This window comes from Streptomyces chlorus, from assembly GCF_042655885.1.
GTDB lineage: Bacteria > Actinomycetota > Actinomycetes > Streptomycetales > Streptomycetaceae > Streptomyces > Streptomyces chlorus.
The window spans coordinates 23,361-47,927 of sequence record NZ_JBHSOA010000041.1; the positions used below are offsets into that span (position 1 = coordinate 23,361).

24 protein-coding genes and 1 pseudogene are annotated in these 24,567 nt (G+C 70.8%); 11 read left to right on the top strand and 14 right to left on the bottom strand.

The window, feature by feature from the left end; all coding sequences use genetic code 11:
- The first annotated feature begins 17 nt into the window (after positions 1 to 17).
- Both ACFPZI_RS19045 and ACFPZI_RS19050 read left to right on the top strand, forming a co-directional pair.
- Positions 18 to 1,097: a Zn-dependent alcohol dehydrogenase gene (locus tag ACFPZI_RS19045; RefSeq protein ID WP_381364463.1), complete on the top strand. Its 1,080-nt coding sequence runs from the start codon at positions 18 to 20 to the stop codon at positions 1,095 to 1,097.
- Between the two features lie 49 nt (positions 1,098 to 1,146).
- A complete protein-coding gene (locus ACFPZI_RS19050; RefSeq protein WP_381364465.1) occupies positions 1,147 to 1,809 on the top strand; it encodes an acyl-CoA-like ligand-binding transcription factor in 663 nt (220 codons plus the stop codon).
- Here the strand turns inward: ACFPZI_RS19050 and ACFPZI_RS19055 are convergent.
- Entirely contained in the window at positions 1,791 to 2,681 is an 891-nt protein-coding gene (locus tag ACFPZI_RS19055; RefSeq protein ID WP_055628905.1) for an SDR family oxidoreductase, read from the bottom strand. The two genes, ACFPZI_RS19050 and ACFPZI_RS19055, sit on opposite strands and share 19 nt — an antisense overlap.
- Positions 2,678 to 3,463, bottom strand: a complete 786-nt coding sequence (locus ACFPZI_RS19060) for an SDR family oxidoreductase (RefSeq protein ID WP_381364467.1) — start codon at positions 3,461 to 3,463, stop codon at positions 2,678 to 2,680. Before ACFPZI_RS19060 ends, ACFPZI_RS19055 begins: the two co-directional genes overlap by 4 nt.
- A gap of 61 nt (positions 3,464 to 3,524) precedes the next feature.
- Between ACFPZI_RS19060 and ACFPZI_RS19065 the strand changes: the two genes are divergently transcribed.
- From ACFPZI_RS19065 to ACFPZI_RS19080, 4 genes are read left to right on the top strand one after another with little or no spacing between them, the layout of a single operon-like run.
- Positions 3,525 to 4,280, top strand: a complete 756-nt coding sequence (locus tag ACFPZI_RS19065) for an enoyl-CoA hydratase family protein (RefSeq protein WP_381218573.1) — start codon at positions 3,525 to 3,527, stop codon at positions 4,278 to 4,280.
- Positions 4,280 to 5,173: a CoA transferase subunit A gene (locus tag ACFPZI_RS19070; protein WP_055628908.1), complete on the top strand. Its 894-nt coding sequence runs from the start codon at positions 4,280 to 4,282 to the stop codon at positions 5,171 to 5,173. Before ACFPZI_RS19065 ends, ACFPZI_RS19070 begins: the two co-directional genes overlap by 1 nt.
- Positions 5,170 to 5,952: a CoA-transferase subunit beta gene (locus ACFPZI_RS19075; RefSeq protein WP_055628909.1), complete on the top strand. Its 783-nt coding sequence runs from the start codon at positions 5,170 to 5,172 to the stop codon at positions 5,950 to 5,952. The genes ACFPZI_RS19070 and ACFPZI_RS19075 overlap by 4 nt, the downstream gene beginning before the upstream one ends.
- On the top strand, positions 5,949 to 7,028 hold the full coding sequence (locus tag ACFPZI_RS19080; protein WP_381364468.1) for an NAD(P)H-dependent flavin oxidoreductase: 1,080 nt from the start codon (positions 5,949 to 5,951) through the stop codon (positions 7,026 to 7,028). The genes ACFPZI_RS19075 and ACFPZI_RS19080 overlap by 4 nt, the downstream gene beginning before the upstream one ends.
- 74 nt (positions 7,029 to 7,102) lie before the next feature.
- Here the strand turns inward: ACFPZI_RS19080 and ACFPZI_RS19085 are convergent, their stop codons facing one another.
- From ACFPZI_RS19085 to ACFPZI_RS19135, 11 genes are all read right to left on the bottom strand, one after another.
- A complete protein-coding gene (locus ACFPZI_RS19085; RefSeq protein WP_381364470.1) occupies positions 7,103 to 7,882 on the bottom strand; it encodes a MaoC/PaaZ C-terminal domain-containing protein in 780 nt (259 codons plus the stop codon).
- Between the two features lie 19 nt (positions 7,883 to 7,901).
- Positions 7,902 to 8,759: an alpha/beta hydrolase gene (locus tag ACFPZI_RS19090; RefSeq protein ID WP_381364471.1), complete on the bottom strand. Its 858-nt coding sequence runs from the start codon at positions 8,757 to 8,759 to the stop codon at positions 7,902 to 7,904.
- Positions 8,760 to 8,791: 32 nt separating this feature from the next.
- Positions 8,792 to 9,721 (bottom strand): NAD-dependent epimerase/dehydratase family protein, encoded by a 930-nt coding sequence (locus tag ACFPZI_RS19095; RefSeq protein ID WP_055628912.1) that lies wholly within the window; start codon positions 9,719 to 9,721, stop codon positions 8,792 to 8,794.
- Positions 9,722 to 9,727: 6 nt separating this feature from the next.
- On the bottom strand, positions 9,728 to 10,522 hold the full coding sequence (locus ACFPZI_RS19100; RefSeq protein ID WP_141666153.1) for a hypothetical protein: 795 nt from the start codon (positions 10,520 to 10,522) through the stop codon (positions 9,728 to 9,730).
- A 56-nt stretch (positions 10,523 to 10,578) separates the two neighbouring features.
- Positions 10,579 to 12,426 carry a flavin-containing monooxygenase gene (locus tag ACFPZI_RS19105; protein ID WP_381364474.1) on the bottom strand — a complete coding sequence of 616 codons (1,848 nt, stop codon included), beginning with the start codon at positions 12,424 to 12,426 and terminating at the stop codon, positions 10,579 to 10,581.
- Positions 12,427 to 12,462: 36 nt separating this feature from the next.
- The gene (locus ACFPZI_RS19110; RefSeq protein ID WP_055628914.1) at positions 12,463 to 12,930 is read right to left on the bottom strand and encodes a VOC family protein; all 468 of its coding nucleotides are present in this window, start codon (positions 12,928 to 12,930) and stop codon (positions 12,463 to 12,465) included.
- A gap of 35 nt (positions 12,931 to 12,965) precedes the next feature.
- On the bottom strand, positions 12,966 to 13,856 hold the full coding sequence (locus tag ACFPZI_RS19115) for a cyclase family protein (RefSeq protein WP_381364476.1): 891 nt from the start codon (positions 13,854 to 13,856) through the stop codon (positions 12,966 to 12,968).
- A 250-nt stretch (positions 13,857 to 14,106) separates the two neighbouring features.
- Complete coding sequence (locus ACFPZI_RS19120) at positions 14,107 to 15,264, bottom strand: acetyl-CoA C-acetyltransferase (RefSeq protein ID WP_055628916.1); 1,158 nt, start codon at positions 15,262 to 15,264, stop codon at positions 14,107 to 14,109.
- A gap of 35 nt (positions 15,265 to 15,299) precedes the next feature.
- Entirely contained in the window at positions 15,300 to 15,887 is a 588-nt protein-coding gene (locus tag ACFPZI_RS19125; RefSeq protein ID WP_055628934.1) for a TetR/AcrR family transcriptional regulator, read from the bottom strand.
- Between the two features lie 90 nt (positions 15,888 to 15,977).
- Positions 15,978 to 16,772: an SDR family oxidoreductase gene (locus tag ACFPZI_RS19130; RefSeq protein ID WP_055628917.1), complete on the bottom strand. Its 795-nt coding sequence runs from the start codon at positions 16,770 to 16,772 to the stop codon at positions 15,978 to 15,980.
- On the bottom strand, positions 16,769 to 17,968 hold the full coding sequence (locus tag ACFPZI_RS19135; protein ID WP_055628918.1) for an acyl-CoA dehydrogenase family protein: 1,200 nt from the start codon (positions 17,966 to 17,968) through the stop codon (positions 16,769 to 16,771). The genes ACFPZI_RS19130 and ACFPZI_RS19135 overlap by 4 nt, the downstream gene beginning before the upstream one ends.
- 117 nt (positions 17,969 to 18,085) lie before the next feature.
- Here ACFPZI_RS19135 and ACFPZI_RS19140 point away from each other — a divergent pair, with 117 nt between their 5' ends.
- Genes ACFPZI_RS19140 through ACFPZI_RS19160 form a run of 5 tightly spaced genes read left to right on the top strand, consistent with a single transcriptional unit; the run spans position 18,086 to position 23,524 of the window.
- Entirely contained in the window at positions 18,086 to 19,597 is a 1,512-nt protein-coding gene (locus ACFPZI_RS19140) for a FadD3 family acyl-CoA ligase (protein WP_055628919.1), read from the top strand.
- Complete coding sequence (locus tag ACFPZI_RS19145; protein ID WP_055628920.1) at positions 19,594 to 20,457, top strand: enoyl-CoA hydratase; 864 nt, start codon at positions 19,594 to 19,596, stop codon at positions 20,455 to 20,457. The genes ACFPZI_RS19140 and ACFPZI_RS19145 overlap by 4 nt, the downstream gene beginning before the upstream one ends.
- Positions 20,447 to 21,589: an acyl-CoA dehydrogenase family protein gene (locus ACFPZI_RS19150; RefSeq protein ID WP_381218580.1), complete on the top strand. Its 1,143-nt coding sequence runs from the start codon at positions 20,447 to 20,449 to the stop codon at positions 21,587 to 21,589. Before ACFPZI_RS19145 ends, ACFPZI_RS19150 begins: the two co-directional genes overlap by 11 nt.
- Position 21,590: 1 nt before the next feature.
- The gene (locus ACFPZI_RS19155; RefSeq protein WP_381364479.1) at positions 21,591 to 22,544 is read left to right on the top strand and encodes an acyl-CoA dehydrogenase family protein; all 954 of its coding nucleotides are present in this window, start codon (positions 21,591 to 21,593) and stop codon (positions 22,542 to 22,544) included.
- A complete protein-coding gene (locus ACFPZI_RS19160; protein WP_381364480.1) occupies positions 22,541 to 23,524 on the top strand; it encodes an acyl-CoA dehydrogenase family protein in 984 nt (327 codons plus the stop codon). Before ACFPZI_RS19155 ends, ACFPZI_RS19160 begins: the two co-directional genes overlap by 4 nt.
- 349 nt (positions 23,525 to 23,873) lie before the next feature.
- Here ACFPZI_RS19160 and ACFPZI_RS19165 read toward each other — a convergent pair.
- Positions 23,874 to 24,376 (bottom strand): annotated as a pseudogene (locus ACFPZI_RS19165) (lipoate--protein ligase family protein); the annotation flags it as partial.
- Between the last annotated feature and the right edge of the window lie 191 nt (positions 24,377 to 24,567).

Consider the following 24,567-nt stretch of genomic DNA (forward strand, 5'->3'; position numbering starts at 1 on the left):
GAAAAACGAGGTCAGAAGTGAAAGCGATTGTCTTCGACGGCGTCGGCAACAAGCTGGTCGACGGCCTCACGGTCCGCGTCCCCGGGCCGGGCGAGGTCCAGGTGCGCATCGTCGCGAGCGGCCTGTGCCAGAGCGACCTGAGCGTGGTCAACGGGAAGATCCCCTTCCCCGTCCCGGTCGTCCTCGGCCACGAGGGCGCCGGCGTCGTCGAGGCGGTCGGTCCGGGCGTCAGCACGCCCTCGGTCGGCGACCACGTGGTGCTGTCGACGCTCGCCACGTGCGGCCAGTGCGCGGCCTGCACGTCCGGCCGCCCCACCATGTGCCGGGAGTCGTTCGGCAAGACCGCAACCCCGTTCGAACTCGACGGCGCCCCGGTCCACAACTACGCCGCCCTGTCGACGTTCAGCGAGCGGATCGTCGTCAAGGCCGGACAGGCGGTGCCGATCCCGAAGGACATCCCCCTGACGGCCGCGTGCCTGATCGGCTGCGCGGTGTTGACCGGCGCGGGCGCGGTGCTGAACCGGGCCCGCGTCCAGCCGGGCGACTCCGTGGTCGTGATCGGAGCCGGCGGCATCGGCCTCAACGTCATCCAGGCCGCCCGGATCGCCGGCGCGGCGGTCATCGTCGCCATCGACACGAACCCCGGGAAGGAGTCGAGGACGCAGCTCTTCGGCGCCACCCATTTCATCGACGCGACCGCGGGCGACACGGTCACCGCCGTACGCGAGCTCACCGACGGCGGAGCGGGCCACGTCTTCGACTGCGTCGGCGGCGAGGCGATCACCGGTCAGGCGATGGAGATGGTCGCCTGGGGCGGGCAGATGATCATGCTCGGCGTGGCCGGCCCGGAGGCCAGGCTGACGGTCCCGGCGACCTCCTTCTACATGGACCGGTCGGTGCTGGGGTGCCGCTACGGCTCCTCCCGGCCGGGGGCGGACATCCCGAAGTACCTCGACCTCTACCGTTCGGGCCGGCTCCTTCTCGACGAACTGGTCACCGCCACCTACGAGTTGGAGGACTTCGAGAGCCTCGTCGCCGATTCCAGGCAGGGCAGGCTCGACCGCGGCGTCCTGCTCATGCCGGGGAACCGCCGCTGATCTGCGGGCTGCTTCCGGGACACCGCATTCGCCGACATAGGATCGCCGCATGCGTCCCGTGCCCGCGTCCGCGCCGTCATCCCCACCGAGGCGTCGACGCCCACGTGGTCCGGGCCGTCCGCTCGCCACGACGAAGGCCGAGATCGAAGAGGTCGCTCTCGGCCTCTTCGAGACCCGGGGCTTCGCCGCCACCACGGTCGACGACATCACAACCCCGCTCGACATCGGCCGGACCACCTTATTCCGCTACTTTCCGACCAAATCGGCCGTCATCTGGCACGACTACGTCGAACGCGTCGACCGGTTGGGCGCCCTGCTCCAGGCCGTTCCGCCCGAGGCCGACCTGCTGGCCGGCGTCGTCGGGGCGATCCTCGCGAGCAGTGACTACACGGAGGCCGATCGCGCCCTCCTGCGGCGACGCGACGCCTTGATCGCCGACACGCCGCAGCTGTTCAGCGAGAACGCCGCCACCATCGTCCGATGGGCCGAGGCCGTGGCGGCCCACATCCGCGAACGCGCCCCCAGGGGGCCCATCGCCGACGCGGTCGCCTACGCCTACCTCGGCGCGGCCGGCGGCGCCGTCCGCCTGTGGGCCGACAACGCCGCCACGCGGCTCGACGACGTCCTTCCCCCCTCCTTGGACGTCGTCACCCACGCCATGCGCCATCTGCTGACAGACGCCGCGCCCCCGGTTCAGCCCTGCGTGCCGTAGACGGCTTCGGGGGCGGGGGCCTTGGCGATCAGGTCGCGAACGCACGGGCCGACCTCCGCCGCCTCCCACCGCCGTCCCAGGTCGTGCGAGGGCCCGTGGGCCCAGCCGTTCTCCACGGTGATCCTGGAGCCGTCGATCTCGATGACCCGACCCGTCACATCTCCGGCCCCGACCGAGGCGAGCCAGGCGACGATCGGCGCGTTGTCCTCGGGCAGGGCCATGCCGGAGGTGTCGAAGGCGCCTTCGGTCATGCGGGTCCTGGCGACCGGGGCTATCGCGTTGACGGTGACGCCGTACTGCCCCAACTCGGTGGCGGCGACGAGGGTCAGCGCCGCGATGCCGGCCTTGGCCGAGGAGTAGGTCGCCTGGCCGACGGAGCCCTGCAGCCCGGCCCCGGAGGAGGTGTTGACGACGCGCGCGACCGGCCGGCGTCCGGCCTTGGACTCCTCGCGCCACCAGGCCCCGGCGTGGCGCAGCGGGGCGAAGTGGCCCTTGAGGTGGACCCGGACGACGGAGTCCCACTCCTCCTCGGAGGTGTTGACGAGCATCCGGTCGCGGACGAAGCCCGCGTTGTTGACCAGGATGTCGAGGCCGCCCCAGGTCTCGATCGCCTGGTGGACCATGGCGTGCGCCTGGGCGAAGTCGGCGACGTCGGCGCCGTTGACCTCGGCCTCGCCGCCTGCCGCGCGGATCTCGGCGACGACGTCGTGGGCGGGCGAGTCGCCCTTCTCGCCGGAGAGGGAGACGCCGTAGTCGTTCACGAGCACCCTGGCGCCGTGCCGGGCGAGTTCGAGGGCGTGGGCCCGGCCGATGCCGCGGCCGGCTCCGGTGACGATGGCGATGCGGCCTTCGAGCAGGCGGTGGTCGGTCATGGGGTCGGCTCCTTCGCCAGGTTCTGCTGTGCGGTCAGGAAAGCGGGCGTCTCTCCCCCGCCGTGGAGTGCGATCGTGGAGCCCGAGACGTAGTCGGCCAGCGGGCTCGCCAGGAAGAGGGCGACCCGGCCGACGTCACGGGGCTCCGCCATCCGGCCGAGCGGGATGGTGGCGTTGATGGCGACGATGCCGGCCTCGCCGCCGTAGTGGTCCGTCACCGTGGCCGGGTCGTCGGGGCGCACCGGACCGACGTTGATCGCGTTGACCCGCACCTTGGGGGCCCACTCCACGGCCAACGAGCGGGTCAGGGCGTCGAGTCCGGCCTTCGCCGCGCTGTAGGCGGCGCTGCCCGGGCTGGGCCGCAGCGCCGAGACGCTGGAGATGTTGACGATCGCGCCACCCTCGGGCTGTCCCTGCATGACGGCGTTGGCCGCCTGGCTCAGCAGAAGCGGTGCGAACAGGTTGAGCTCGATCACCTTGGCGTGGAGCCGGGGGCTGGTGGTCGCCGCGGGCGTCACCGGCGCGCCCCCGACGTTGTTGACGAGCACGTCGAGGCGGCCGTGGGCCTCGACGATCCCGGCGACCAGGTCGGCGACGGCCTCGGGGTCGCGTACGTCACACACCCGATGCGTCGTGCCCTCGACGGGTGTCACGTCGGAGCGGGAGCAGGTCACCACGGTCGCTCCCGCTTCCACCAGGGAGCGGGTGATCCCCCGTCCGACACCACGGGCGCCTCCGGTCACCAGCGCCACCCGACGACCCAGGTCGATGTGAAGACTCATGTTGCCACGGTACCAAACAAACATTAGATTCAACATCGTCCCCACCGCAGATCGGATGGCCATGACTGTTTCAACCGAGTTCCGTGACAACGGGGTTGCCGTCGTCACCATGAACGCTCCCCCCGTCAACGCCCTCACCGTGCGGGGCTGGTTCGACGTCGCCGACGCCGTCACCGCCGCCGGCCGGGACCAGGCGGTGCGGGTGGTGGTGCTGCGGGCCGAGGGCAGGGGGTTCAACGCCGGTGTCGACATCAAGGAGATGCAGAACACCGAGGGCTTCGACGCCCTGATCGGCGCCAACCGCGGCTGCTTCGCGGCGTTCAAGGCGGTCTACGAGTGCGAGGTCCCGGTGATCGCCGCGGTCAACGGCTTCTGCCTGGGCGGCGGCGTCGGCCTGGTCGGCAACGCCGACATCGTGATCGCCTCCGACGACGCGTTCTTCGGGGTCCCCGAGGTCAAGCAGGGCGCGCTCGGCGCGGCCACCCACATGGCGCGCCTGGTCCCCCAGCACCTGATGCGCACCCTCTACTTCACGGCCCGGACCATCCCCGCCGCCGACCTGGTGACGCACGGATCGGTCGTGGAGGTCGTGCCGCGCGACCGGCTCGACCGGGCCGCGCTGGCGCTCGCGGCCGAGGTCGCCGACAAGGACCCCCGCGTCATCCGTGCCGCCAAGGCCGCCCTCAACGGCATCGACCCCATCGACGTCAACAAGTCCTACCGCTTCGAGCAGGGCTTCACCTTCGAACTCAACCTCTCCGGCGTTTCCGACGAACTCCGCGACTCCTTCGTGGGGACCGACAAGGCAGGCAAGTGATGGCGAGCAAGCCCCGTGACAAGACCGTCTCCATCGACGAGGTCGTCTCCCGGCTCAGCAACGGCATGACCATCGGCATCGGCGGCTGGGGCCCGCGCCGCAAGCCGATGGCCCTGGTCCGGGCGATCTGCAACTCCGACCTCCAGGACCTCACCGTCGTGTCCTGGGGCGGCGCCGACGTGGGCCTCCTCGCCCGCGCCGGCAAGATCCGCAAGCTCGTCTACGCCTTCGTCTCCCTCGACTCGATCCCCCTGGAGCCCAACTTCCAGCGCGCGCGCCAGCACAAGCTGATCCCCGAGGTCGTCGAGCTCGACGAGGGGATGTTCCACACCGGCCTCAGGGCCGCCGCCGAGCGCCTGCCGTTCCTGCCGGCCCGCGCCGGGCTGGGGTCGGACGTGCTGGTCAACAACTCCTGGATCCGGACGGTCGCCTCCCCCTACCCGGACGAGGACGGGGCCCACGAAGAGCTCGTCGCCGTGCCCGCCCTCAAGCTCGACGTCGCACTGGTCCACCTCAACCGGGCAGACGCGCACGGAAACGCGGCCTACCTCGGCCCGGACCCCTACTTCGACGACCTGTTCGCACGCGCCGCCGACCGGACGTTCCTGTCGGTCGAGCAGATCGTCGACACCGCCGAGCTCACCGGCGACACCCCGGTCCAACGGCTCCTGCTGTCGCGGATCGAGGTCACCGGCGTGGTGCAGACCCCGAACGGCGCCCACTTCACCAGCTGCGTGCCCGACTACGAGCGCGACGAGAAGTTCCAGAAGGCCTACGCCACCGCCGCTGCCGGGACCGACGAGGACTGGGCCGCCTTCCACGAACGGTTCCTGGCCGGAACCGAGGACGACTACCAGGCCGCCGTGAAGGCGTTCCACGAGGAGCAGGCATGACCGACCACACCCGGGCAGACGTGTGCGCTGCCGCCATCGCCGACGCGTTCGCGGACGACGGCGAGATCTTCGCCTCCCCCATGGGCCTCCTGCCCACCATCGGCGCCCGCCTCGCCAAGCTCACCTCCAACCCCGACCTGGTCGTCTCCGACGGCGAGTCGCTGTGGCTGGCCAGCGCCCCCGCGATCGGCAGGACCGGCGTGGTCGAGGGATGGATCCCGTTCCGCAAGGTCTTCGACATCGTCAACTACGGCAAGCGCCACGTGATGATGGGCGCCACCCAGGTCGACCGCGACGGCAACCAGAACATCTCCGCCCTCGGCGACTTCGCCCAGCCCACGCGCCAACTGCTCGGCTCGCGCGGCGCCCCGGGGAACACCGTCAACAACCGCACCTCCTACTGGGTGCCGCGACACTCGCCGCGCGTCTTCGTCGAAGCCGTCGACGTGGTCTGCGGGGTCGGCCCCAAGCGGGCCCGCACGGCCGGGGTCGCGGCGTCGAAGTACAACGACATCTACCGGATCGTCTCCAACCTCGCGGTCTTCGACGTCAGGGGGGAGGGCGACACCGTGCGTCTCCTCTCCCTCCACCCGGGCGTGACCTTGGAGGAGGTCGTCGCCGCCACCGGCTTCGCGTTCGACGTCCTGCGATCCGCGTCGGGAGAGGTGGCGACCACCCGGGAGCCGACCTCCGAGGAACTGCACCTGATCCGCGACGTGCTCGACCCGAAGGGCCTGCGGCTGCGCGAGGTCCCCGAGCCCGAGAAGGCCGCATCGTGACCGGACAACTGCTCCGCACACCGCTGACCGACCTCGTCGGGATCAAGCACCCCGTCGTCCAGACGGGCATGGGCTGGGTCGCCGGACCCCGCCTGGTGAGCGCCACCGCCAACGCGGGCGGCCTCGGCATCCTCGCCTCGGCCACGATGACCCTCGGCGAACTCGAAAAGGCCGTCATCGAGGTCCGCTCACGCACGACCGCGCCGTACGGCGTCAACCTCCGTGCCGACGCTGCCGACGCCGTCGACCGCTGCCGACTGCTGATCGACCACGGCGTCAAGGTCGCCTCCTTCGCCCTCGCGCCCAAGCCTGAGCTGATCGCGATGCTGAAGGAGCACGGCATCGTCGTGATCCCCTCCATCGGGGCGCCCAAGCACGCGAAGAAGGTCGCCTCGTGGGGCGCCGACGCGGTGATGGTGCAGGGGGGCGAGGGCGGCGGCCACACCGGCGCCGTGCCCACCACGCTGCTGCTGCCGTCCGTCGTCGACGCCGTCGACATCCCCGTCATCGGAGCCGGCGGGTTCTTCGACGGTCGCGGACTCGCCGCCGCGCTGTCCTACGGAGCGGCGGGCATCGGGATGGGCACCCGCTTCCTGCTGACCGCCGACTCGGCGGTGCCGCAGGCAGTAAAAGAGCTCTACCTCTCCTACGGTCTGGACGGCACCGTCGTCACCGACAAGGTCGACGGCATGCCGCACCGGATGCTGCGCACGGAGCTCGTCGAGGAGCTGGAGGAGGCGTCGTTCGCCAGACGCCTCCTGCCGACGGTCCGCCGGACGCTGGAGTTCAAGAAGGCGTCGGGCCTCACCTGGAGGCAACTGGCCGCCGACGGCAAGGCGATGAAGCACGCCCAGGGGCGCTCGCTCGCCCAACTCGCGCTCGCGGCCAACACCCCGACGATGCTGCGCGCCGGCCTCGTCGAGGGCGACACCGACGCGGGCGTGCTCGCCTCCGGCCAGGTCGTCGGCGTGCTCGACGACCTGCCGTCGTGCGAGGAGCTCATCGAGCGCGTCGTCACCGAGGCGGTCTCGGCCTTGCGGCGCGCCGCTTCGTACGCCACGCCTTCTCCGCACTGACCGCCGTCCCCGCACAGCTCTGCGGCCGGTCCGCCCGGATGGGCGGACCGGCCGCAGACGACAGCCGACGGCGGTTACGCGAAGCCGATCCGGCCTCCGCTGATCACGGTTCTGTCCTCGACGGCGACCTCGAAGCCGCCCGCGCCCGAGTCGCGGACCGCCAGGGAGTCGCCCGGGAGGACGGGGCTCGCGAAGCGTCCCTCCAGCACGGTGAGGTCGGCGGGGTGCGCGCCGTACGCCGGGGCGAGCGCCAGCGCGGAGGCTGCCAGCGAGCACAGGCCGTGCAGGATGGGACGTGGGGCGCCGATCGCCTTTGCGGCCTCGGGATCGACATGGATGTGGTGCTTGTCGCCGAGCAGCCGGTACAGGGCCGCCTGTTCGGCCCGCGTCGCCACGGGCACCTCGCGCGCCCGTTCCCCGGTCCCTCGGGGCACGGAGGCGCCCCGTTCGCCCCCGAAACCCCCCGCGCCGGGGGCGAAGACGGACCAGACCGCGGTGAACTGCTCGGCGGCCACCTCGATGTCGAAGACGGCGGCGCTGCCCTTGTCCCACACCTCGCGCACCCGCGCCGACATCTCGACGGCGCTGGCGCGGGGAAGCGGGCCGTGGACGTCGAGGCGCTGCGACCCGTGCACGGCGACACGCGGGTCGAACGCTCCGGCCGTTCCGACCGCGTCGGGGGCCCACTGCCCCAGGACCAGGGCGAACGTCGGCAGCACGCGCAGGTCGCGCTCGAACACCAGGTCCAACTGCTGTGCCGTGGCCCCGACGGCGAGTGCGTACAGGATCGCGTCGTCCTCGTCGTAGGAGACCGTCCTGGTCCCCAGATCGCGGCCTGCCCAAGGATGCTTCATTCGTCTCCCGCTCTCGTCGTCACCGGGCCGTCGACCGGACGAACCGCACGCACGACTCGACGGCGGCGACGGAGGCGTCGTGGTCGGGGTGGATCAGCGGCCAGGTGTGCCCTCGGTCCGCGATCACCTCCAGCGTGCAGGTGATGTTCGCGCCCGCGAGGGAGCGGGCCAGGTCCAGGGCGTCCCCCAGGAGCGCCTCGGCGGCGCCGACCTGGATCAAGGTGGGCGGGAAGCCGGCGTGGCCGGCCAGCAGCGGCGAGACCAGGGGGTCGTCCGCACGGGCGCCTTGCAGGTAGTCCTCGCGTGCCGATGCGGCCGTCGCCAGCGGGAAGAAGGCATCGGTCGCGGTCCCGTAGAACGGCGAGGAGCAGCGCAGGTCCAGCCACGGGGAGAGCAGCATCAGCCCGTCGGGGGCGCGGATGCCGCCGGTGTCCGCGACGGCGGCGACGGAGGCGGCGAGGCCGGCGCCCGCCGAGTCGCCGGCGACGACGAGCGGCCCGGCCGTCGTGGCGGCGAGCTCCTCGTAGAGGGCGACGGCGTCACGCAGTCCGGCCGGGAACGGGTGCTCCGGCGCGAGTCGGTACCTCGGTACGACGACGGTCGCCTCGGCGCCCGCCGCCAGACGCGCGAGGTGGGCGTCGTAGGCCTCCGGCGTGCCCATACGGTAGCCGCCGCCGTGCAGGTACAGGACGGTGGCCCGGTCGCCGGCGCTGATCGTCCGGCAGGACACGCCCGCGAGGTCGGCGTCGCCCGCCATGACTCCCAGCGCGGGGTTGATCTCGGTCGCGGCGAACTGTGCCCGGCGGGCCAGGAGTTCGGGGGGCGCGGGGGCGCCCGCCCGCTCGGCGGGCAGGGTGCCGTGCAGTGTGGTTTGCATGTCTTTCCCAAAGAGGTCTTCGTCACGGACGTTCAGCGCGCGGTCGCGACGAGCTTGTCCGGGTGCCGGGCGGCGACGGTGCGGCGGATGCCCTCGCGCCAGTCGACCGCGCACGGCCCGGTGATGGCCGCGCGGCGGGTCGTGTCGGCGACCGACCCCCGGAGCGTCCCCTCGATCGGGGCCACCTCGACGGTCGGGCGGACGCCCATCAGCTCGCCGGCGTAGGCCGTCCACTCCTGCACGCTGACCGGTTCGTCGCCGCCCCAGTTCACGATGGTGGCCGGGGTGGACGCTGCCTGGAGCAGGGCCTCGACCTGCGAGTTGATGTCGTCCTCGTAGATCGGGCTGTAGAGGCACGGATCCCACCGCGTGGTGATCGTGCGGCCCTCGGCGAGGGCGTCGATGTGCATGGCGGGCAGTCCGCCGTTGGGGCCGTAGGAGGCGTTCATCCGCGCGATCGTCACCGGGACGCCGAAGGCGCGGGCGGCGAAACGGGCGGTGGCCTCCTGGGCGATCTTCGACATCGAGTACGTCGGGGTGTGGGTGCTGTTGCACTCCCCGAGCGGCGACCCCTCGGTGAACACGTACCAGGGGTCGTCCTGTGGCCGGTACACCGAGTGGGTCGACATGACGAGCGTCCCCTTGGCCGACCTGCAGTGCTGGAGGAGCAGCCCGGTGCCCTCCGCGTTGGTGCGGAGGGCTGCGTCGAAGTCCCAGTCCGGGGCCAGGGTCGCGGCCAGGTGCACGACGTAGGTGAAGTCCGTGGGGACGTCGGTGAAATCGCCGCCCCCGAGGTCGCAGGCGACCGGGGTGATCCCGGCCGCGCCGACCCGTTGCCGGTCGTCGGGGCGGCTGAATCTCGCCAGCCCCCACACCTCGTTCTCGGCGGCCAGGGCGCGGGCGATCGGGAAGGCGATCTGCCCGGCGACCCCGGTCACCAGGATCTTCTCACCGCTGAGCATGGCGTCTCACCACAGCTCGTCGGTGTACTTGTCGGTGCCGACCACGGTGGGGAGGAACGGCGACGCGAAGGTGACCCGGCCGACGCCCGTGCGCTCGATGTCCGCGGCGTAGTCGACGATGTGCTGCCAGCTCTCGACGGGGTCGCCTTCGAGGAAGCACAGCTGCAGGATGCGCTCCATCGTCCCGCCGTCGTTGCCCATCTTCATCGGCACGTTGTGATCGGCGGGCCACGGCTTCATCCGCCAGCTGCTCACCCGGTCGACCGCCCCGGTGTCGAGCAGCGTCCTGACGGGCCCCGCGTCGATGGCCTTGATCGCCTCGGCGCGGTCGACGCCGTCGGCCGGCTCGATCATCACGGTGACCAGGCCCTGATAGCGGTGGTCGAGCGCCAGTTCGAGCGGGACGCCGTCCTCCTGGGCCGAGAGGGTGGAGTCGGGCAGGTACTGGCCGGTGTGCACGTGCTCGCGCTCGGCGAAGCCGCGGCCAGCGGCGTACAGCTCGCCGACCTGGGTGCGCGCCCAGGCCTCGGCCTCCTCCGTCTCCGGCTCGTGCACCCAGTAGATCGCGAGGTAGGAACCGTCCTCGGTCTTGGTGGCGACCGGCCCGCTCTCGGGGAAACGGAGGTCCTTGAGCCGCTTGGGGGCGACCCAGCGGGAGCCGGCGAACCAGCCGGGCCCGATCATGCAGCCCGAGTAGCGGTGGTCGCGCTCGTACCAGCGGTTGTAGGCGGCCTCGTGTCCACGCACCGGGTCCACCAGGGTGAACAACGCCTGTCCGAGCCTTACCGGGGTCAATGTCATGCGTACTCCCTCGTCCTTGAAGGATGCGTATGGAAACGTGCGCCGGGCCGATGGCCTCAGCGGGTCACGGCGATGCCCTCGAACCTGTCGTCCTCGCGCCATGTGCGGAGCAGGTCGAAGTAGACGTAGCCCGGTCCGTGCAGGCCGGCCACGAGCGTGCTGCGCCTGTCGTCGAGGCGGCCCTCGTTGTTGTACTGGCCGGGGGTGCAGGTCGTGTTCCAGTCGCGCCGCATCTCGGCGTGCTCGGAGATGGTCCGGTTCCAGGCGGCCTCGGCCTCGGGGGTGGGCTCGATGGCCCGGATGCCCTCGGCGAGGCACTTGCCGACCATGTAGACCATGTGCTTGGCCTGGTGGTCGATGAGGTTGGCGATGTTCGACACCTGCGTCGACTGGGTGAAGCCCAGGAAGAACAGGTTGGGGAAGTCGCCGCTCAGGAAGCCGTGGTAGGTGCTGACGCCGTGGGCGAACTTCTTCGACAGGAGGTTCCCGTTGCAGCCCGCCACGTCGTAGCCGGCCTTGTCGGTCCAGGTGCGGCCCTGCTGGAACCCGGTGGCGTAGACGATGAGGTCGACCTCGTACGCGCGGTCGCCGACGACGATGCCCGTCCCGGTGATCCGGTCGATCGGCGTCGCGGTGGTGTCGACGATGTCGACCGACTCCTTGTTGAACGCGGGCAGGAAGTCGTCGCTGAAGCCTGGCCGCTTGCACATGGTGCGGTAGTAGGTCTTCAGTTTCTCGGCCTTCGCGGGGTCCGTGACGACGGCGTCGACACGGTCGCGCAGCATCTCGTTCCACTGGTAGTCCGAGCGCTCCATGGCGTCCATGTACTGGTCGAGGGTCGGCTCCGCTCCCCCGGCCTCGTAGACCGCGTTCAGCTGGTACTTCGCGAACTTGATCCAGCCGTCGTCGACCTCGCAGTCCGCGGTGGCCCGGTCCATCGCGCACTTGTCGAAGCTCGCGCGACGCGTCCTGCCCCAGCCCTCCGGGAGGGACCGGAACCACTCGACGTCGGTCGGCGCGTTCTCGCGGGGGGCGATCTGGGTGGGGGTGCGCTGGAAGACGACCAGGGACTCCGCGTACTCGGCGAGCTGCGGGATGGCCTGCACGCCGGTGGCGCCGGTTCCGATGATGGCGACGCGCTTGTCGCGCAGCTTCTCCAGGTTCCCGGTGATGTCGCCGCCGGTGTAGGCGTAGTCCCACCGGCTGGTGTGGAAGCTGTGGCCGCGGAAGGTCTCCACCCCGGGGATCCCGGGGAGCTGCGGGCGGGTGAACTGGCCGCTCTGCGTCGAGACGAAGCGGGCACGGAGGACGTCGCCGCCGTCGGTGCGAACCGTCCAGCGGGCGGTGGTCTCGTCCCACTCCATGTCGGTGACGCGGGTCTGGAAGAGGGCGTTCTCGTAGAGGCCGAACCGCTCGCCCAGCTGACGGCAGTACGCGAAGATCTCACTGCCCCGCACGTACCGCTCGGTCGGTATGTAGCCGGTCTCCTCCAGGAAGGGGAGGTAGATGTAGGACTCGACGTCGCAGCGCACGCCCGGATAGCGGTTCCAGTACCAGGTGCCGCCGAAGTCGGCGGCGACGTCGAGGATCTTGAAGTTGGTGACGCCGATCTTCTTCAGCTCGATGCCGGCGCTGAGCCCCATGAAGCCGGCGCCGATGATGAGCATGTCGAGATCGGCGGTCACCGCCGGCGCGGTCCGGGGGCCGTCCGCCCACGGGTCGGCGTCGAAGCCGGCGAGCGCGCCGTCGAAGTCGACGGCCTTGAAGGTGTCGGCGCCGGTGTTCGGCAGACGCCTGTCCCGCTCGGCCGCGTACTTGGCCCGGAACCACTCCAGGTCCTCAACCTTGCGCTGAGGCGTCCAGAGGTGTGCGTCGCGGGTGGTCTTCTCTTCGGAGATGGTCATTGTCGTCCTTGTATTCGTCTCGGCTCTGAGGGTCGATTACCAAGGGGTTCCGGCCGGGATGTGCATGAGCTCGATGCGGTTGCCGTCGGGGTCGGCCACGAAGACGAACTGGGGCGCGTCCGGATCGCCCAGGCCCGCGCGGGTGTCCGGGACGAGCGTGCCGCCGAACTCGCTCAGCGCCTCCGCCGCGGCGTCGATGTCGTCGGCGAAGAACGACAGGTGGGTCATCCCCAGGTGGTTGCGGCGGGTCGGCGGGGCGCCGATCACGCCCGGCTGACGGTAGGACAGCAGTTCCACCCGGAAGCCGTCCTTCTGGAGGAAGGTCGAGGTGAGGCTGCACGGGGCGTCGACCTCGGGGATCTGCTCGTCGAGGTCGTACTCCATGATCTTGGCGAAGCCCAGTCCCTCGCAGTAGAAGCGAAGGCTCTTCCCCAGGTCGGAGACGCACAGTCCGACGTGGGAGGTGCGGTAGGGGCTCGCGGTCGTGCCGGTGTTCTCGGTCATCAGAGGTCCTTGCCAGGTGGGGCCGGGTGGAGGGGTCAGCCGATCGCCACGGGGGTGACCGGGCTCGCGGTCGCGCCGGTGATCTTGAGGGCGCCGATGCTGAGCAGGAAGTCGAAGCACCGGTCGGCCGCCAACTCGGCCAGGTTCATGTTCTCCAGCAGGTGGATGCCGTGCTCCACGAGCAGGATGATGTGGCCGCCGAGGTACACGTGCTGGTCGAACGGGATCGACTCGATGGCCGAGTTGTCCGATCCGATGATCGCCGGGTCCTTCTCGGCGAGGAACGCGGCGGCTTCGAGGCCGATCCCCGGCTGCGGCATGATGTCGACCCGGCCGGCCATGAAGGCTTCGAGCCAGCCGGTGCGGATCAGCACCAGGTCGCCCGGCTGCAACGCGACTTCCTGCTGGTCCAGTGCCTCCTGCAGGTCGGCCGGGGTGATGACGTAGCCCGGCTCCAGCCGGTCCACGCCCTTCGACGCGGCGACGTCGACCAGGACGCCGCGGCCGACGATCCCGCCGACCTTGTCGATGCTGCACTTCGCCGCGCCCGAGTAGGGCGTCATCTGGTCGGCCGGGTACCCGTTGTAGATCTTGTCGTCCGCGTAGGCGTGGCAGAGCGCGTCCAGGTGCGTCGACGTGTGCGAGGGGAGGATCAGCTGGTCCTCGTTGGCGCCGACGCCGGGGGCGCCGCCATTGGCGCGGGCCATAGCCTCGTCGTCGTGGTTGGTCAGGGTCAGCCGCTGCGGCGTTCCCCGGTATTCGAGGTTCGGCACGCCCGACCGTTGGATCGGGATGCTGAGGCTGTAGGTCTTGCCGGTCTTGGGCAGTCGGAGCGCGGCGAGCACCAACTCCGGGGTGAGGAGGTTGAGGGTGCCCCGTTCATCCGAGTCGCCCCAGCGGCCCCAGTTGGTCTTACGTGTCTTCACCCTGTTGCTCCTGATCTGTGCTTGGGGGACGGCCGCTCGAGGTGGGTGCAGACCGGCCCGGCATTCGATGTGACCGGAATCATGTAGCGTGAATGCGATGACGCTAGCCAATGGCTACATTTGCGTCAACGCTTTTCGGGCCGGGATTCCGAAACCCTGCCCCGGCGCTGCGCCGCCGGGAGAAGAGCCTGCTCAGCAGGGACCGGCCGCCCGCCCGCACAGGGGGGGGAGGCGGCCGGGCAGGCGCGTGTCAGAGGCGTTCGATGATGGTGACGTTGGCCTGGCCGCCGCCCTCGCACATCGTCTGCAGGCCGTACCGCCCGCCGGTGCGCTCCAGTTCGTGCAGCAACGTGGTCATCAGCTTGGTGCCGGTGGCGCCCAGCGGATGCCCGAGGGCGATGGCGCCGCCGTTGACGTTGACCTTGTCCGGGTCGGCGCCGGTCTCCTTCAACCAGGCCAGGACGACCGAGGCGAACGCCTCGTTGATCTCGACCAGGTCGATGTCGTCGAGCGTCATCCCGGCCTTCTTGAGCGCGTACGCCGTGGCCGGGATCGGCGCGGACAGCATCCGGATCGGGTCCTCGCCGCGCACCGAGAGGTGGTGGATGCGGGCGCGCGGAGTCAGCCCGTGCTCCCGTACCGCGCGTTCGCTCGCAAGCAGCATCGCGGAGCCGCCGTCGGATACCTGCGAGGCGACGGCGGCGGTCAGCCGGCCGTCCTCGACCAGCGGCGCGAGGCCCGCCATCTTCTCCAGGGTGGTGTCGCGGCGCGGGCCCTCATCGGCCGTCACGTCCCCGTACGGGACGAGCTCGCGCTCGAAGCGGCCCTCGTCGATCGCGCGGACCGCCCGCTGGTGGGAGCGGAGCGCGTACTCCTCCATGTCACGGCGGGAGATGTCCCAGTGGCGGGCGATGAGTTCGGCGCCGTGGAACTGGTTGACCGGCTGGTCGCCGTAGCGGGCCCGCCAGCCCGAGGAGCCGGCGTACGGGCCCTCGGTCAGCCCGAGCGGCAGAGCGGCCTGGCGGCTGGCGAAGGCGATCGGCACCTGCGACATGTTCTGCACGCCGCCCGCGACCACCAGGTCGCTGGTGCCGGACATCACCGCCTGGGCGGCGAAGTGCACGGCCTGCTGGGAGGAGCCGCACTGCCGGTCCACGGTCACCCCGGGCACCTCCTCGGGCAGCCCGGCGGCCAGCCAGCAGGTGCGGGCAATGTCGCCGGCCTGCGGTCCGACGGTGTCCAGGCAGCCGAAGACCACGTCCTCGACGGCCGCCGGGTCGGCGCCGGAGCGCTCCATCAGCGCCTTCAGCACGTGCGCGCCGAGGTCGGCCGGGTGCACGGCGGACAGCCCGCCGCCCCGCCTGCCGACGGGGGTGCGTACCGCTTCGATGATGTATGCCTCGGCCATGGCCGCTCCTTCTTCGAATCTGCGATGTATCGGTGTCATTCGCGGAGGGCGATGCCCTCCAGCACCATCGACAGGTACTGGCGGGCGATCTCCTCCGGGCTGTGCTGTCCACCCGGCCGGTACCAGGACACGGCGACCCAGACGGTGTCGCGCAGGAAGCGGTAGGTGAGCCGGATGTCGAGGTCCGCGCGGAAGACCTCGGCGGCCACTCCGCGCTCCAACGTGCCCAGCCACGCCTTCTCGAACTTCTTCTGCGACTCGACGAGGAAGGCGAAGCGCGGCTGGTTCTGGAGGTGCTTGGACTCCCTCTGGTAGATGGCGACGGCGGCGCGGCGCTGGTCCATCTCCCGGAAGGACTCGGTGACGAGGGCCTCAAGGGTCTCCCTGGGCCCGAGGTCGGTGCCGAGCACGGCGTCGTACCGGGCCCAGAGCTCGGTGAGGAACCCGGAGAGGATCTCGTCGAGCATCGACTCCTTGGAGTCGAAGTAGTAGTAGAGACTGCCTGCGAGCAGGCCCGCCTCGTCCGCGATCTTGCGGACCGTGGTGGCGTTGTAGCCCTGCGCGGCGAACACTTCCGCTGCGGTGGCCAGGAGTTCCTCGCGCCGCTCGGGCGACGGGCTCATCGCGGTCTTCTTACTGTCGCTGCTGCTGGTCTTGGTCACAGAGGAATTCTCGCCTCACCCGTGCCGCCTGTTCGCCGACACGGGTCCTCCTCAGGCTCGCTGACTGCTCACGGAGACCACTTCGCCGGTCATGTAGGAGGAGTAGTCGGAGGCGAGGAAGACCATGACGTTGGCGACCTCCCACGGCTCGGCGGCGCGGTTGAACGCCTCACGGCCGGTGAGCTCGTCGAGCAGTTCGTCGGAGGTGACCTTGGCCAGGAACGCGTGCATCGCCAGTGACGGGCTGACCGCGTTGACGCGGATGCCGTACGGGGCGAGGTCGAGGGCGGCGCACCGGGTCAGCGCCATCACCCCGGCCTTGGCCGCGGCGTAGTGGGCCTGGCCCTCCTGGGCGCGCCAGCCGACGACGGAGGCGTTGTTGACGATGACTCCCCCGCGCTCCCTCATCCGTGTGCCCGCGGCGCGGATGGACTTGAACGTCCCGGTCAGGGAGATGGCGATGACCTTGTCCCACTGCTCGTCGGTCATGTCCAGGATGTTGGCGGTGCCGCCGAGTCCGGCGTTGTTGATCATCACGTCGACGCCGCCGAACTCGTCGGCCGCATCCAGCAGCGCCTCGATGTCGGCGTCCTTGGTGACGTCGGAGACCAGGGTGCGCACCCGGTCGGCGCCGAACTCCGTGCCCAGCTCCTCCTGGGCCTCCTTGAGCCGGCGCTCGTGGGTGTCGCCGATGACGACGGCCCTCGCGCCCTCGTCGAGCGCCCGGCGCACGACAGCGGCGCCGATCCCGGCGCCGGCCCCCGCGGTGACGACGACCGTCCTGCCGTCGAGCAGGTTGTGGCCGGGCACATAGGTCGGATTGAGGGCGAACGGCTTTGCGGTCATGCCAGGGCCACCTTCGGTTCCTTCGGGAGGCCGAGCACGCGCTCGGCGAGGATGTTCTTCTGGATCTCGTCGGATCCGCCGTAGATCGTGTCGGCGCGGCTGAACAGGAACAGCCGCTGCCAGTTGTCCAGGTTGTAGGCCTCCGGGCCGGAGCTCTGGAGCAGGGACGCCGGCCCCCGCACCTGCATCGCCACCTCGCCGAGCTTGCGGTGCCAATTGCCCCAGACCAGCTTGGCGATCGAGGCCGCGCCCCCGCCGGCGGCGGAGTCGGACCCGCCGTCGAGCCGGGAGAGTCCGCGCACGGCGTTGGCGCGCATGACCTCGAACTCGACCTTCAGCTGGGCGAGCCTGTCGCGGATCACCGGGTCGTCGATGGAGCCGTTGCCCCGGGCGACGTCGATGAGGTCGTCGAGCTCGCGGGCGAACCCCACCTGCTGGCCCAGCGTCGACACGCCGCGTTCGAATCCGAGCAGGCCGGTGGCGATCCGCCAGCCTCCGCCGACCTCGCCGACCACCAGGTCGGCCGACGTCCGCGCACCGGTGAAGAAGACCTCGTTGAACTCCGAGCCACCGGTGAGCTGCTCGATGGGGCGCACCTCGACGCCGGGCTGGTCGATCGGCACCAGCAGGAAGGACAGGCCCGCGTGCTTGACCGAGCCGGGCTCGGTGCGGGCCAGGACGAAGATCCACTGGGCGCAGTGCGCCAGCGAGGTCCAGATCTTCTGCCCGTCGACGACCCACTCGCCGGTCCGCTCGTCGAGCCGCGCCTTCGTGGCGACCGAGGCGAGGTCCGACCCCGCGCCGGGCTCGGAGTAGCCCTGCGCCCACAGCTCGGTTACGTCGAGGATCTTCGGCAGGAACCGCTGCTTCTGCTCCTCGGTGCCGAAGGCGATCAACGTCGGTCCGAGCAGTTGTTCGCCGAGGTGGTTCACCGTGTGCGGCGCGTCCGCGCGGGCGTACTCCTCGTGGAAGATCACCTGCTGCTCCAGCGAGAGGCCGCGACCGCCGTACTCCTCCGGCCAGCCCAGCCCTGTCCAACCGGCCGCCGCGAGGTGGCGGTTCCAGGCGAGCCGCTCCTCGAAGGCCTCGTGGTCGCGGCCCGGGCCGCCCGTCCCGCGAAGGCCCGCGAACTCGCCGGACAGGTGCGTGTCGAGCCAAGTTCGCACATCGGTGCGAAACGCCTCGTTGTCGGACACGTCGCCGGCCTCCTGGATGGGATCAAGATGTGCGGCCCGGCCCCTGTTGCCACCGGACGGCGTTACGATAGCCTACCTAACAAGCATTTGATAGAACCCGAAAAGGAGGATGGCCCTGTGCGTTCCGGAGAACCGGTCGCCGCACCGAACACCATCCCTGCCGTCCTCGACGCCGCCGCGCGGACCCACGGCGACAAGCCGGCGTACGTCAGCGGTTCGAACGTCGTCACGTTCAACGAGTTGCGGCAGCGCGTGCGGGCGGCTGCCCGCCGGTTCGCCACCCTCGGCGTCGACCCCGGCGACCGGGTGGCGGTCTGGGCGCCCAACTCGGTCGCGTGGGTGATGGCCGCGCTCGGCGTGCACTACTGCGGGGCGACGCTCGTCCCGGTGAACAGCCGCTACACCGGTCGCGAGGCGGCCGACATCGTCACGCGTACGCGTGCGAAGGTCGTGGTGCTCGACGACGGCTTCCTCGGCCGCGGCCAGGCGGCCGAGCTGCGCGCCGCCGGTGCGACCGGTGCCGCCGTCGTCACCCTCCGCCCGAGCGGGACCGAGCAGTTCTTCGACGCGGTCGAACCGACCGTCTCCGAGGACGAGGTGGTCGTGCGGGCGTCGAAGGTCTCCCCCGACGACGTGGCCGACATCCTGTTCACCTCCGGCACCACCGGAAAGCCCAAGGGCGCCCTCAGCGCCCACCGCCAGACCGTCGGCGTCGCCCGCGCCTGGAGCGGGCTCACCGGCGTGACCGCTGACGACCGCTACCTGGCGATCAGCCCGTTCTTCCACTCCTTCGGCTACAAGGTCGGCATCGTCACCGGGCTCGTCACCGGGGCGACCCTCTACCCGCCGGCGACGTTCGACCCCGACGACACGCTGCGGCTGATCCAGGACGCGAAGATCACCGTCCTGCCCGGCGCCCCGACGATCTACCAGTCGCTGCTGACCGCGCCCAGCCGGCCGCAGTACGACGTGTCCTCGCTCCGCCTCGCCGTCACAGGTGCGGCCGTCGTGCCCGTCGTGCTGATCGAGCAGATGCGCGACGCCTTGGGGATCGACCGGATCGTCTCCGCCTTCGGCATGACCGAGGCGGTCGTGGTCACGATGTGCCGCGAGGGCGACTCCGCCGAGACCGTCGCCAACACCAGCGGCCGGGCCGTCCCCGGCATGGAGATCGGCCTCGGCGACGGCGGCGAGCTCCTGGTGCGCGGCGACTACGTGATGCTCGGCTACCTCGACGACCCCGAGGCCACCGCCCAGGCGATCGACGCCGACGGATGGCTGCACACCGGCGACGTCGCAACCGTCGACGCCGACGGCAACCTGAAGATCGTCGACCGGCTCAAGGACATGTACATCTCCGGCGGGTTCAACGTCTACCCCGCCGAAGTCGAACAGACCCTCATGCGCCTCGACGGCGTCAGCGACGTCGCCGTGGTCGGCGTGCCCGACGAGCGCATGGGCGAGGTCGGCAAGGCCTACGTCGTCGGGACGGTCGCCGCCGACGAGGTGATCGCGTTCGCCAGGGCCCAGCTCGCCAACTTCAAGGTGCCGCGCCTGGTCGAGGTCGTCGACGGCCTTCCCCGCAACCCGTCGGGCAAGGTGCTCAAGAAAGAATTGGGGAAGCAGTGACAACCACTGAGGACGTCGTCACCTACGAGGTCGTCGACGGTGTGGCGTGGGTGCGGCTCAACCGGCCCGAGTACCGGAACGCGCAGAACTCCGCGATGACCTACGCCCTCGACGCCGCCTTCACGCGGGCGGTCGACGACGACGAGGTAAAGGTGATCGTGCTGGCCGGCAACGGCGCGCATTTCAGCGCCGGCCACGACATCGGCACGCCGGGCCGCGACGTCGACGTCGCGTACGAGCGCAAGGCCGTGATGTGGTGGACCCACGTCGACAAGGAGGGCGGGGACCAGCGCTTCGCCCGCGAGTCCGAGGTCTACCTCGGCATGTGCCGCCGCTGGCGCGAGATCCCCAAGCCCGTCGTCGCCGCCGTCCACGGCGCGTGCATCGCCGGCGGCCTGATGCTGGCCTGGAGCTGCGACTTCATCGTCGCCTCCGACGACGCGTTCTTCTCCGACCCCGTGGTGCGCATGGGCATCCCCGGCGTCGAGTACTTCGCGCACCCGTGGGTGATGAACCCGCGCGCCGCGAAGGAGTTCCTCTACACCGGGGACCGCTTCTCCGCCGCCCGGGCGCTCGAACTCGGGATGGTCAACCAGGTCGTCCCGCGAGCGGACCTGGAGAACCACGTCGCCGCGCTGGCCCAACGGATCGCGAACATGCCGCGGTTCGGCCTCGCCCTGACCAAGAAGGCGATCAACCAGGCCGAGGACCTGCAGGGCCTGCGCGCCGGCATGGACTCCGTGTTCGGGCTCCACCACTTCGCCCACGCCCACAACGCCGAGGTCTCCAGCGACTCCCTCGGCGGCCTCGACGCCAAGTCGATGGCGGCACAGAACAAGGCGGCAGCCGATGGATCTTGAGCTCTCCCCCACCGAGACCGCGTTCCGCGACGAGGCGCGCGCGTGGCTGAAGGCCAACGTGCCCGCCGAGCCGCTCCGCTCGATGGACACCGCAGAGGGGTTCGCAGCCCACCAGGAGTGGGAGGCCCGACTGGCCGACGCGAAGTTCTCCGTCGTGTCCTGGCCCGAGGCGTTCGGCGGGCGTGACGCCTCGCTGAACGAGTGGGTGATCTTCGAGGAGGAGTACTACCGCGCCGGCGCCCCCGGCCGGGTCTCCCAGAACGGCATCTTCCTGCTCGCACCGATCATCTTCGAACACGGCACGCCCGAGCAGCAGCAGCGCTTCCTGCCCGCGATGGCGCGCGGCGAGGCGATCTGGGCACAGGGCTGGTCGGAGCCCGAAGCCGGCTCCGACCTCGCGTCGCTGCGCTCGACGGCGACCCGCGACGACGAGCGCGGCGGCTGGGTCCTCAACGGCCAGAAGACCTGGTCCTCGCGTGCCTCCTTCGCCCACTGGGGCTTCGGGCTGTTCCGTTCCGACCCGACCGCCGAACGCCACCGCGGCCTCACGTACTTCCTCTACCCCCTGGACGCTCCCGGCGTCACCGTCCGCCCGATCGCCCAGCTCGACGGGCGGCTCGGATTCGCCGAGATCTTCTTCGACGACGTGTTCGTCCCCGACGCCGACGTACTCGGCGCACCCGGCGACGGCTGGCGCGTGGCCATGTCGACGGCCGGCAACGAGCGCGGCCTCTCCCTGCGCTCCCCCGGCCGGTTCCTCGCGGCGGCCGACCGACTGCTCGACCTGTACGCCACCGCCCCGGATCCGCGCCTCGGAGCTGATGTGGCCGACGCCTGGATCAAAGCCGAGGCGTACCGGCTCTTCACCTGGCGCACCGTGACCCGCCTCGCCGCGGGCGCGGAGATGGGCGCCGCCGGCTCGGTCAACAAGGTCTGGTGGAGCGAACTCGACCTAGCCCTGCACGAGACCGCGCTGGCCCTGCGGGGGCCTTCCGCCGAAGTGGTCGACGCGTGGACCGACGGGCACGTCTTCGCCCTGGCGGGGCCGATCTACGCCGGCACCAACGAGGTGCAGCGCAACATCGTCGCCGAGCGCATCCTGGGCCTTCCCCGCGAACCGAAGGGAAACTGACATGGACTTCGAGCTCACCGCCGAGCAGAAGGCCTTCGCCGCCTCCCTCGACGCCCTGCTCGCCTCGTCCCGCACCGTCGACGCCGCCCGGGCCTGGGCCGAGGGCTCGCACGGGCCCGGCTTGGAGATCTGGGGCAGGCTGGCCGAGCAGGGCGTCAACGCCCTGCTCGTCGCCGAGGAGGACGGGGGCGTCGGCGGATCGTTCGTCGACCTGGCCGTCGCGCACGAGGCGCTGGGCCGCCACCTCGCCGTCGGCCCCTGGATCGAGTCGACCGCTTTCCTGGCCGCAACGCTGAGCGGCAAGGAGGCGACCGCGATCGCCGAGGGCCTGGTCGCCAGCGTCCCGATCGACGGGTACGTGCTGGACGCCGATGTCGCCACGGTGGTGGGCGACGGCTGCGTCGGCGACCTCGCCGAGTCCGTCGACATCACGCGGAGACTCTTCCGATGCGAGGCGCCCGCTCCCGGCGTGCACGCCACCTCCGCAGGAGCCGGGTTCGAGGCCGCCTGCCTCGCCGCCTCGGCCCAACTCCTCGGATCCGCCGAGCGCGTGCTCGCCGATACCGTCGCCTACGCCCAGCAGCGCCGCCAGTTCGGCCGTGCGATCGGGAGCTTCCAGGCGGTCAAGCACGCCCTGGCCGACGTCCGCATCCAGTTGGACTTCGTGCGTCCGCTGATCCACGGCGCCGCCCTCGCCCTGGACGCCGGCGGCGCCGACGCCGCCCGCTCGGTCTCCGCCGCCAAGGCGTGCGCCTCCGACGCGGCGGTCCTCGCCGCCCGCACCGGGCTCCAGGTGCACGGCGCGGTCGGCTACACCCGCGAGCTCGACCTGTCACTGTGGCTGCTGCGCATCCAGGCGCTGTCGACCGCCTGGGGCACGCCGGCGTTCCACAGGCAGCGCGTGCTCGACTCCCTCCTGGGCGAGCGGGACGTCCGGCAGGGGGCGGCACGGTGACTCCCGAACAGCAGGCCCTCGTCTCCACCGTCCAGGCGCTGCTGGGCAAGCGCGCCGCCTCCGCCGCCGTGCGGAAGGCACTCGACGACCCGGCGGGCTTCGACTCCTCCCTGTGGGAGGTGCTCGTCGAACAGATCGGGGCGGCCGCCCTCACGATCCCCGAGGAGTTCGGCGGCGCCGACGCCTCCCTCGTCGAAGCCGTGCTGGTCCTCGAAGAGCTGGGCAGGTCCCTGGCACCGACGCCCCTGATCGCCGGTGTCATCGCGGCGGAAGCCCTCCTGGCCGCACCGGAGTCGGATCTGCGCAACGAGCTGCTCGGCCGCATCGCGGCCGGTGCGGTCGCCACCGTCGTCCAGGCCGGCCCCACGCTCTACGCCGGGCAGGCGGAGATCCTCCTGGCCGTCGACGGCGACCGCCTCCTGCTCGTCGACGCCGCCGACGTCACCATGACGCCCGCGATGGACCAGACGATCCAGTTGGCGACCGTGGTATTCGACCCGGCGGCTGCGACACCGGTCTCGACCGGCGCAGAAGCAGCGGCTGTACGAGCAAGGAGAGCCGCCCGCATCGGGGCCGCGGCCCTCGCGACCGGCGCCGCCCAGCGTGCCCTGGACGTGACCGTCTCGTACGCGAAGGAGCGACACCAGTTCGGGCGGCCGATCGGATCGTTCCAGGCGCTGAAGCACCGGATGGCCGACATGCTCGTCCTGGTCGAGACCAGCCGCAGCGCCACCTGGGCGGCAGCCGCAGGCGACATCAAGGCCGAAGTCGCGGCCTCTTACGCCACCGAAGCGGCGTTGAAGACGGCAGGGGAGATGATCCAGCTGCTCGGCGGCATCGCGATCACCTGGGAACACGACGCCCACCTGATCTTCAAACGCACCCAGGCACTGACGCAGTTGTTCGGCCAACCCCACGAACTGCGAGCCGGGCTGCTCGACGCCGACGCCGCTGCGCCCGCCGATGCGGGCGTGGCGTAAGCCCCTGTGCGAGGACCTCGATCCCGGCGGTGAGGGTGTAGCACCTGGTGGCTTACGGGTGTTCGCCCGTGTTCGGGGCACACGTGCGGCGGGCCCCCTTGTCCGCACCGTTCGCACGAGGGCGGCTCTCCGTCGTGCGAACGGTGCGGAGCCGGGAGGGGCCGTTCATCGACCCCACCCGCACCGCAGACCTGGAGGAACACATATCGTCGCGTCCCATCCCAGTTCACGGATGTCCTCGCGGGCAAGGTACCGCTCCGTCACCGTGGGCCCTCGGGCATGAGCCTGGTTATCACCGAAGGGCCCGCTGAAGACCCCTGGTCGCACGGGCCGATCAGACACTTGGCGGTCACGGCACCCGGTGGAGCCACTCCTCCGTGGCGAACTTGGTGCGGACGAGTTCCTCGGCCTTGGCCATCTCCTCGTGACGTGACCCACCGTCAGGCCGTAGCGGGTGCGGAAGGAGGCGATCATGCGGTCGATGACCTCGGAGCGGGACAGACCGGTCTGACGGCGCAGCGGGTCGACGCGCTTCTTGGCGGAGGTGGTGCCCTTGTCGGACATCTTCTCCTTGCCGATCCGCAGGACCTCCAGCATCTTGTCCGCGTCGATGTCGTAGGACATGGTCACGTGGTGGAGGACGGCTCCGGTGCCGCCGTCGCGCGGGAGGAGGCGCTTCTGCGCCGCGCCCGCGATCTTGCCGACCTCGGTCGCGATATCGTTGAGCGGCTGGTACCACGCCTTGATGCCCATGTCCCCGAGTGCGGTCAGGACCCAGTCGTCCAGATAGGCGTAGGAATCGGCGAAGGAGAGGCCGGAAACGAGGGACTCGGGCACGGAAAGCGATTGGGTGCAGATCTTGTGAGGGTGCCTCGTTGGGGTGATTCGCAGGGTTTTGCGGTGTCACCGGGTCGGCTGCCTGAAGTTCCCCCCGGGTCCTGGACAGCGGGTGTTTACGCTGCGGGGGTGAGGTCCTGCCTGAGCAAGGTTCTCGTTTCGAGCGGGGTGACGTACCCGTACTCGGGGTGCCTGCGGAGTCGGCT

What these genes read in the sequence shown, in the direction of transcription:
- ACFPZI_RS19090 (WP_381364471.1), bottom strand. Translation starts at nt 8,759, where the DNA reads ATGCAAACCACACTGCACGGCACCCTGCCCGCCGAGCGGGCGGGCGCC.
- ACFPZI_RS19075 (WP_055628909.1), top strand. Translation starts at nt 5,170, where the DNA reads ATGACCGACCACACCCGGGCAGACGTGTGCGCTGCCGCCATCGCCGAC.
- ACFPZI_RS19110 (WP_055628914.1), bottom strand. Translation starts at nt 12,930, where the DNA reads ATGACCGAGAACACCGGCACGACCGCGAGCCCCTACCGCACCTCCCAC.
- ACFPZI_RS19130 (WP_055628917.1), bottom strand. Translation starts at nt 16,772, where the DNA reads ATGACCGCAAAGCCGTTCGCCCTCAATCCGACCTATGTGCCCGGCCAC.
- ACFPZI_RS19105 (WP_381364474.1), bottom strand. Translation starts at nt 12,426, where the DNA reads ATGACCATCTCCGAAGAGAAGACCACCCGCGACGCACACCTCTGGACG.
- ACFPZI_RS19095 (WP_055628912.1), bottom strand. Translation starts at nt 9,721, where the DNA reads ATGCTCAGCGGTGAGAAGATCCTGGTGACCGGGGTCGCCGGGCAGATC.
- ACFPZI_RS19060 (WP_381364467.1), bottom strand. Translation starts at nt 3,463, where the DNA reads ATGAGTCTTCACATCGACCTGGGTCGTCGGGTGGCGCTGGTGACCGGA.
- ACFPZI_RS19085 (WP_381364470.1), bottom strand. Translation starts at nt 7,882, where the DNA reads ATGAAGCATCCTTGGGCAGGCCGCGATCTGGGGACCAGGACGGTCTCC.
- ACFPZI_RS19055 (WP_055628905.1), bottom strand. Translation starts at nt 2,681, where the DNA reads ATGACCGACCACCGCCTGCTCGAAGGCCGCATCGCCATCGTCACCGGA.
- ACFPZI_RS19120 (WP_055628916.1), bottom strand. Translation starts at nt 15,264, where the DNA reads ATGGCCGAGGCATACATCATCGAAGCGGTACGCACCCCCGTCGGCAGG.
- ACFPZI_RS19125 (WP_055628934.1), bottom strand. Translation starts at nt 15,887, where the DNA reads ATGAGCCCGTCGCCCGAGCGGCGCGAGGAACTCCTGGCCACCGCAGCG.
- ACFPZI_RS19155 (WP_381364479.1), top strand. Translation starts at nt 21,591, where the DNA reads ATGGACTTCGAGCTCACCGCCGAGCAGAAGGCCTTCGCCGCCTCCCTC.
- ACFPZI_RS19100 (WP_141666153.1), bottom strand. Translation starts at nt 10,522, where the DNA reads ATGACATTGACCCCGGTAAGGCTCGGACAGGCGTTGTTCACCCTGGTG.
- ACFPZI_RS19070 (WP_055628908.1), top strand. Translation starts at nt 4,280, where the DNA reads ATGGCGAGCAAGCCCCGTGACAAGACCGTCTCCATCGACGAGGTCGTC.
- ACFPZI_RS19065 (WP_381218573.1), top strand. Translation starts at nt 3,525, where the DNA reads ATGACTGTTTCAACCGAGTTCCGTGACAACGGGGTTGCCGTCGTCACC.
- ACFPZI_RS19050 (WP_381364465.1), top strand. Translation starts at nt 1,147, where the DNA reads ATGCGTCCCGTGCCCGCGTCCGCGCCGTCATCCCCACCGAGGCGTCGA.
- ACFPZI_RS19150 (WP_381218580.1), top strand. Translation starts at nt 20,447, where the DNA reads ATGGATCTTGAGCTCTCCCCCACCGAGACCGCGTTCCGCGACGAGGCG.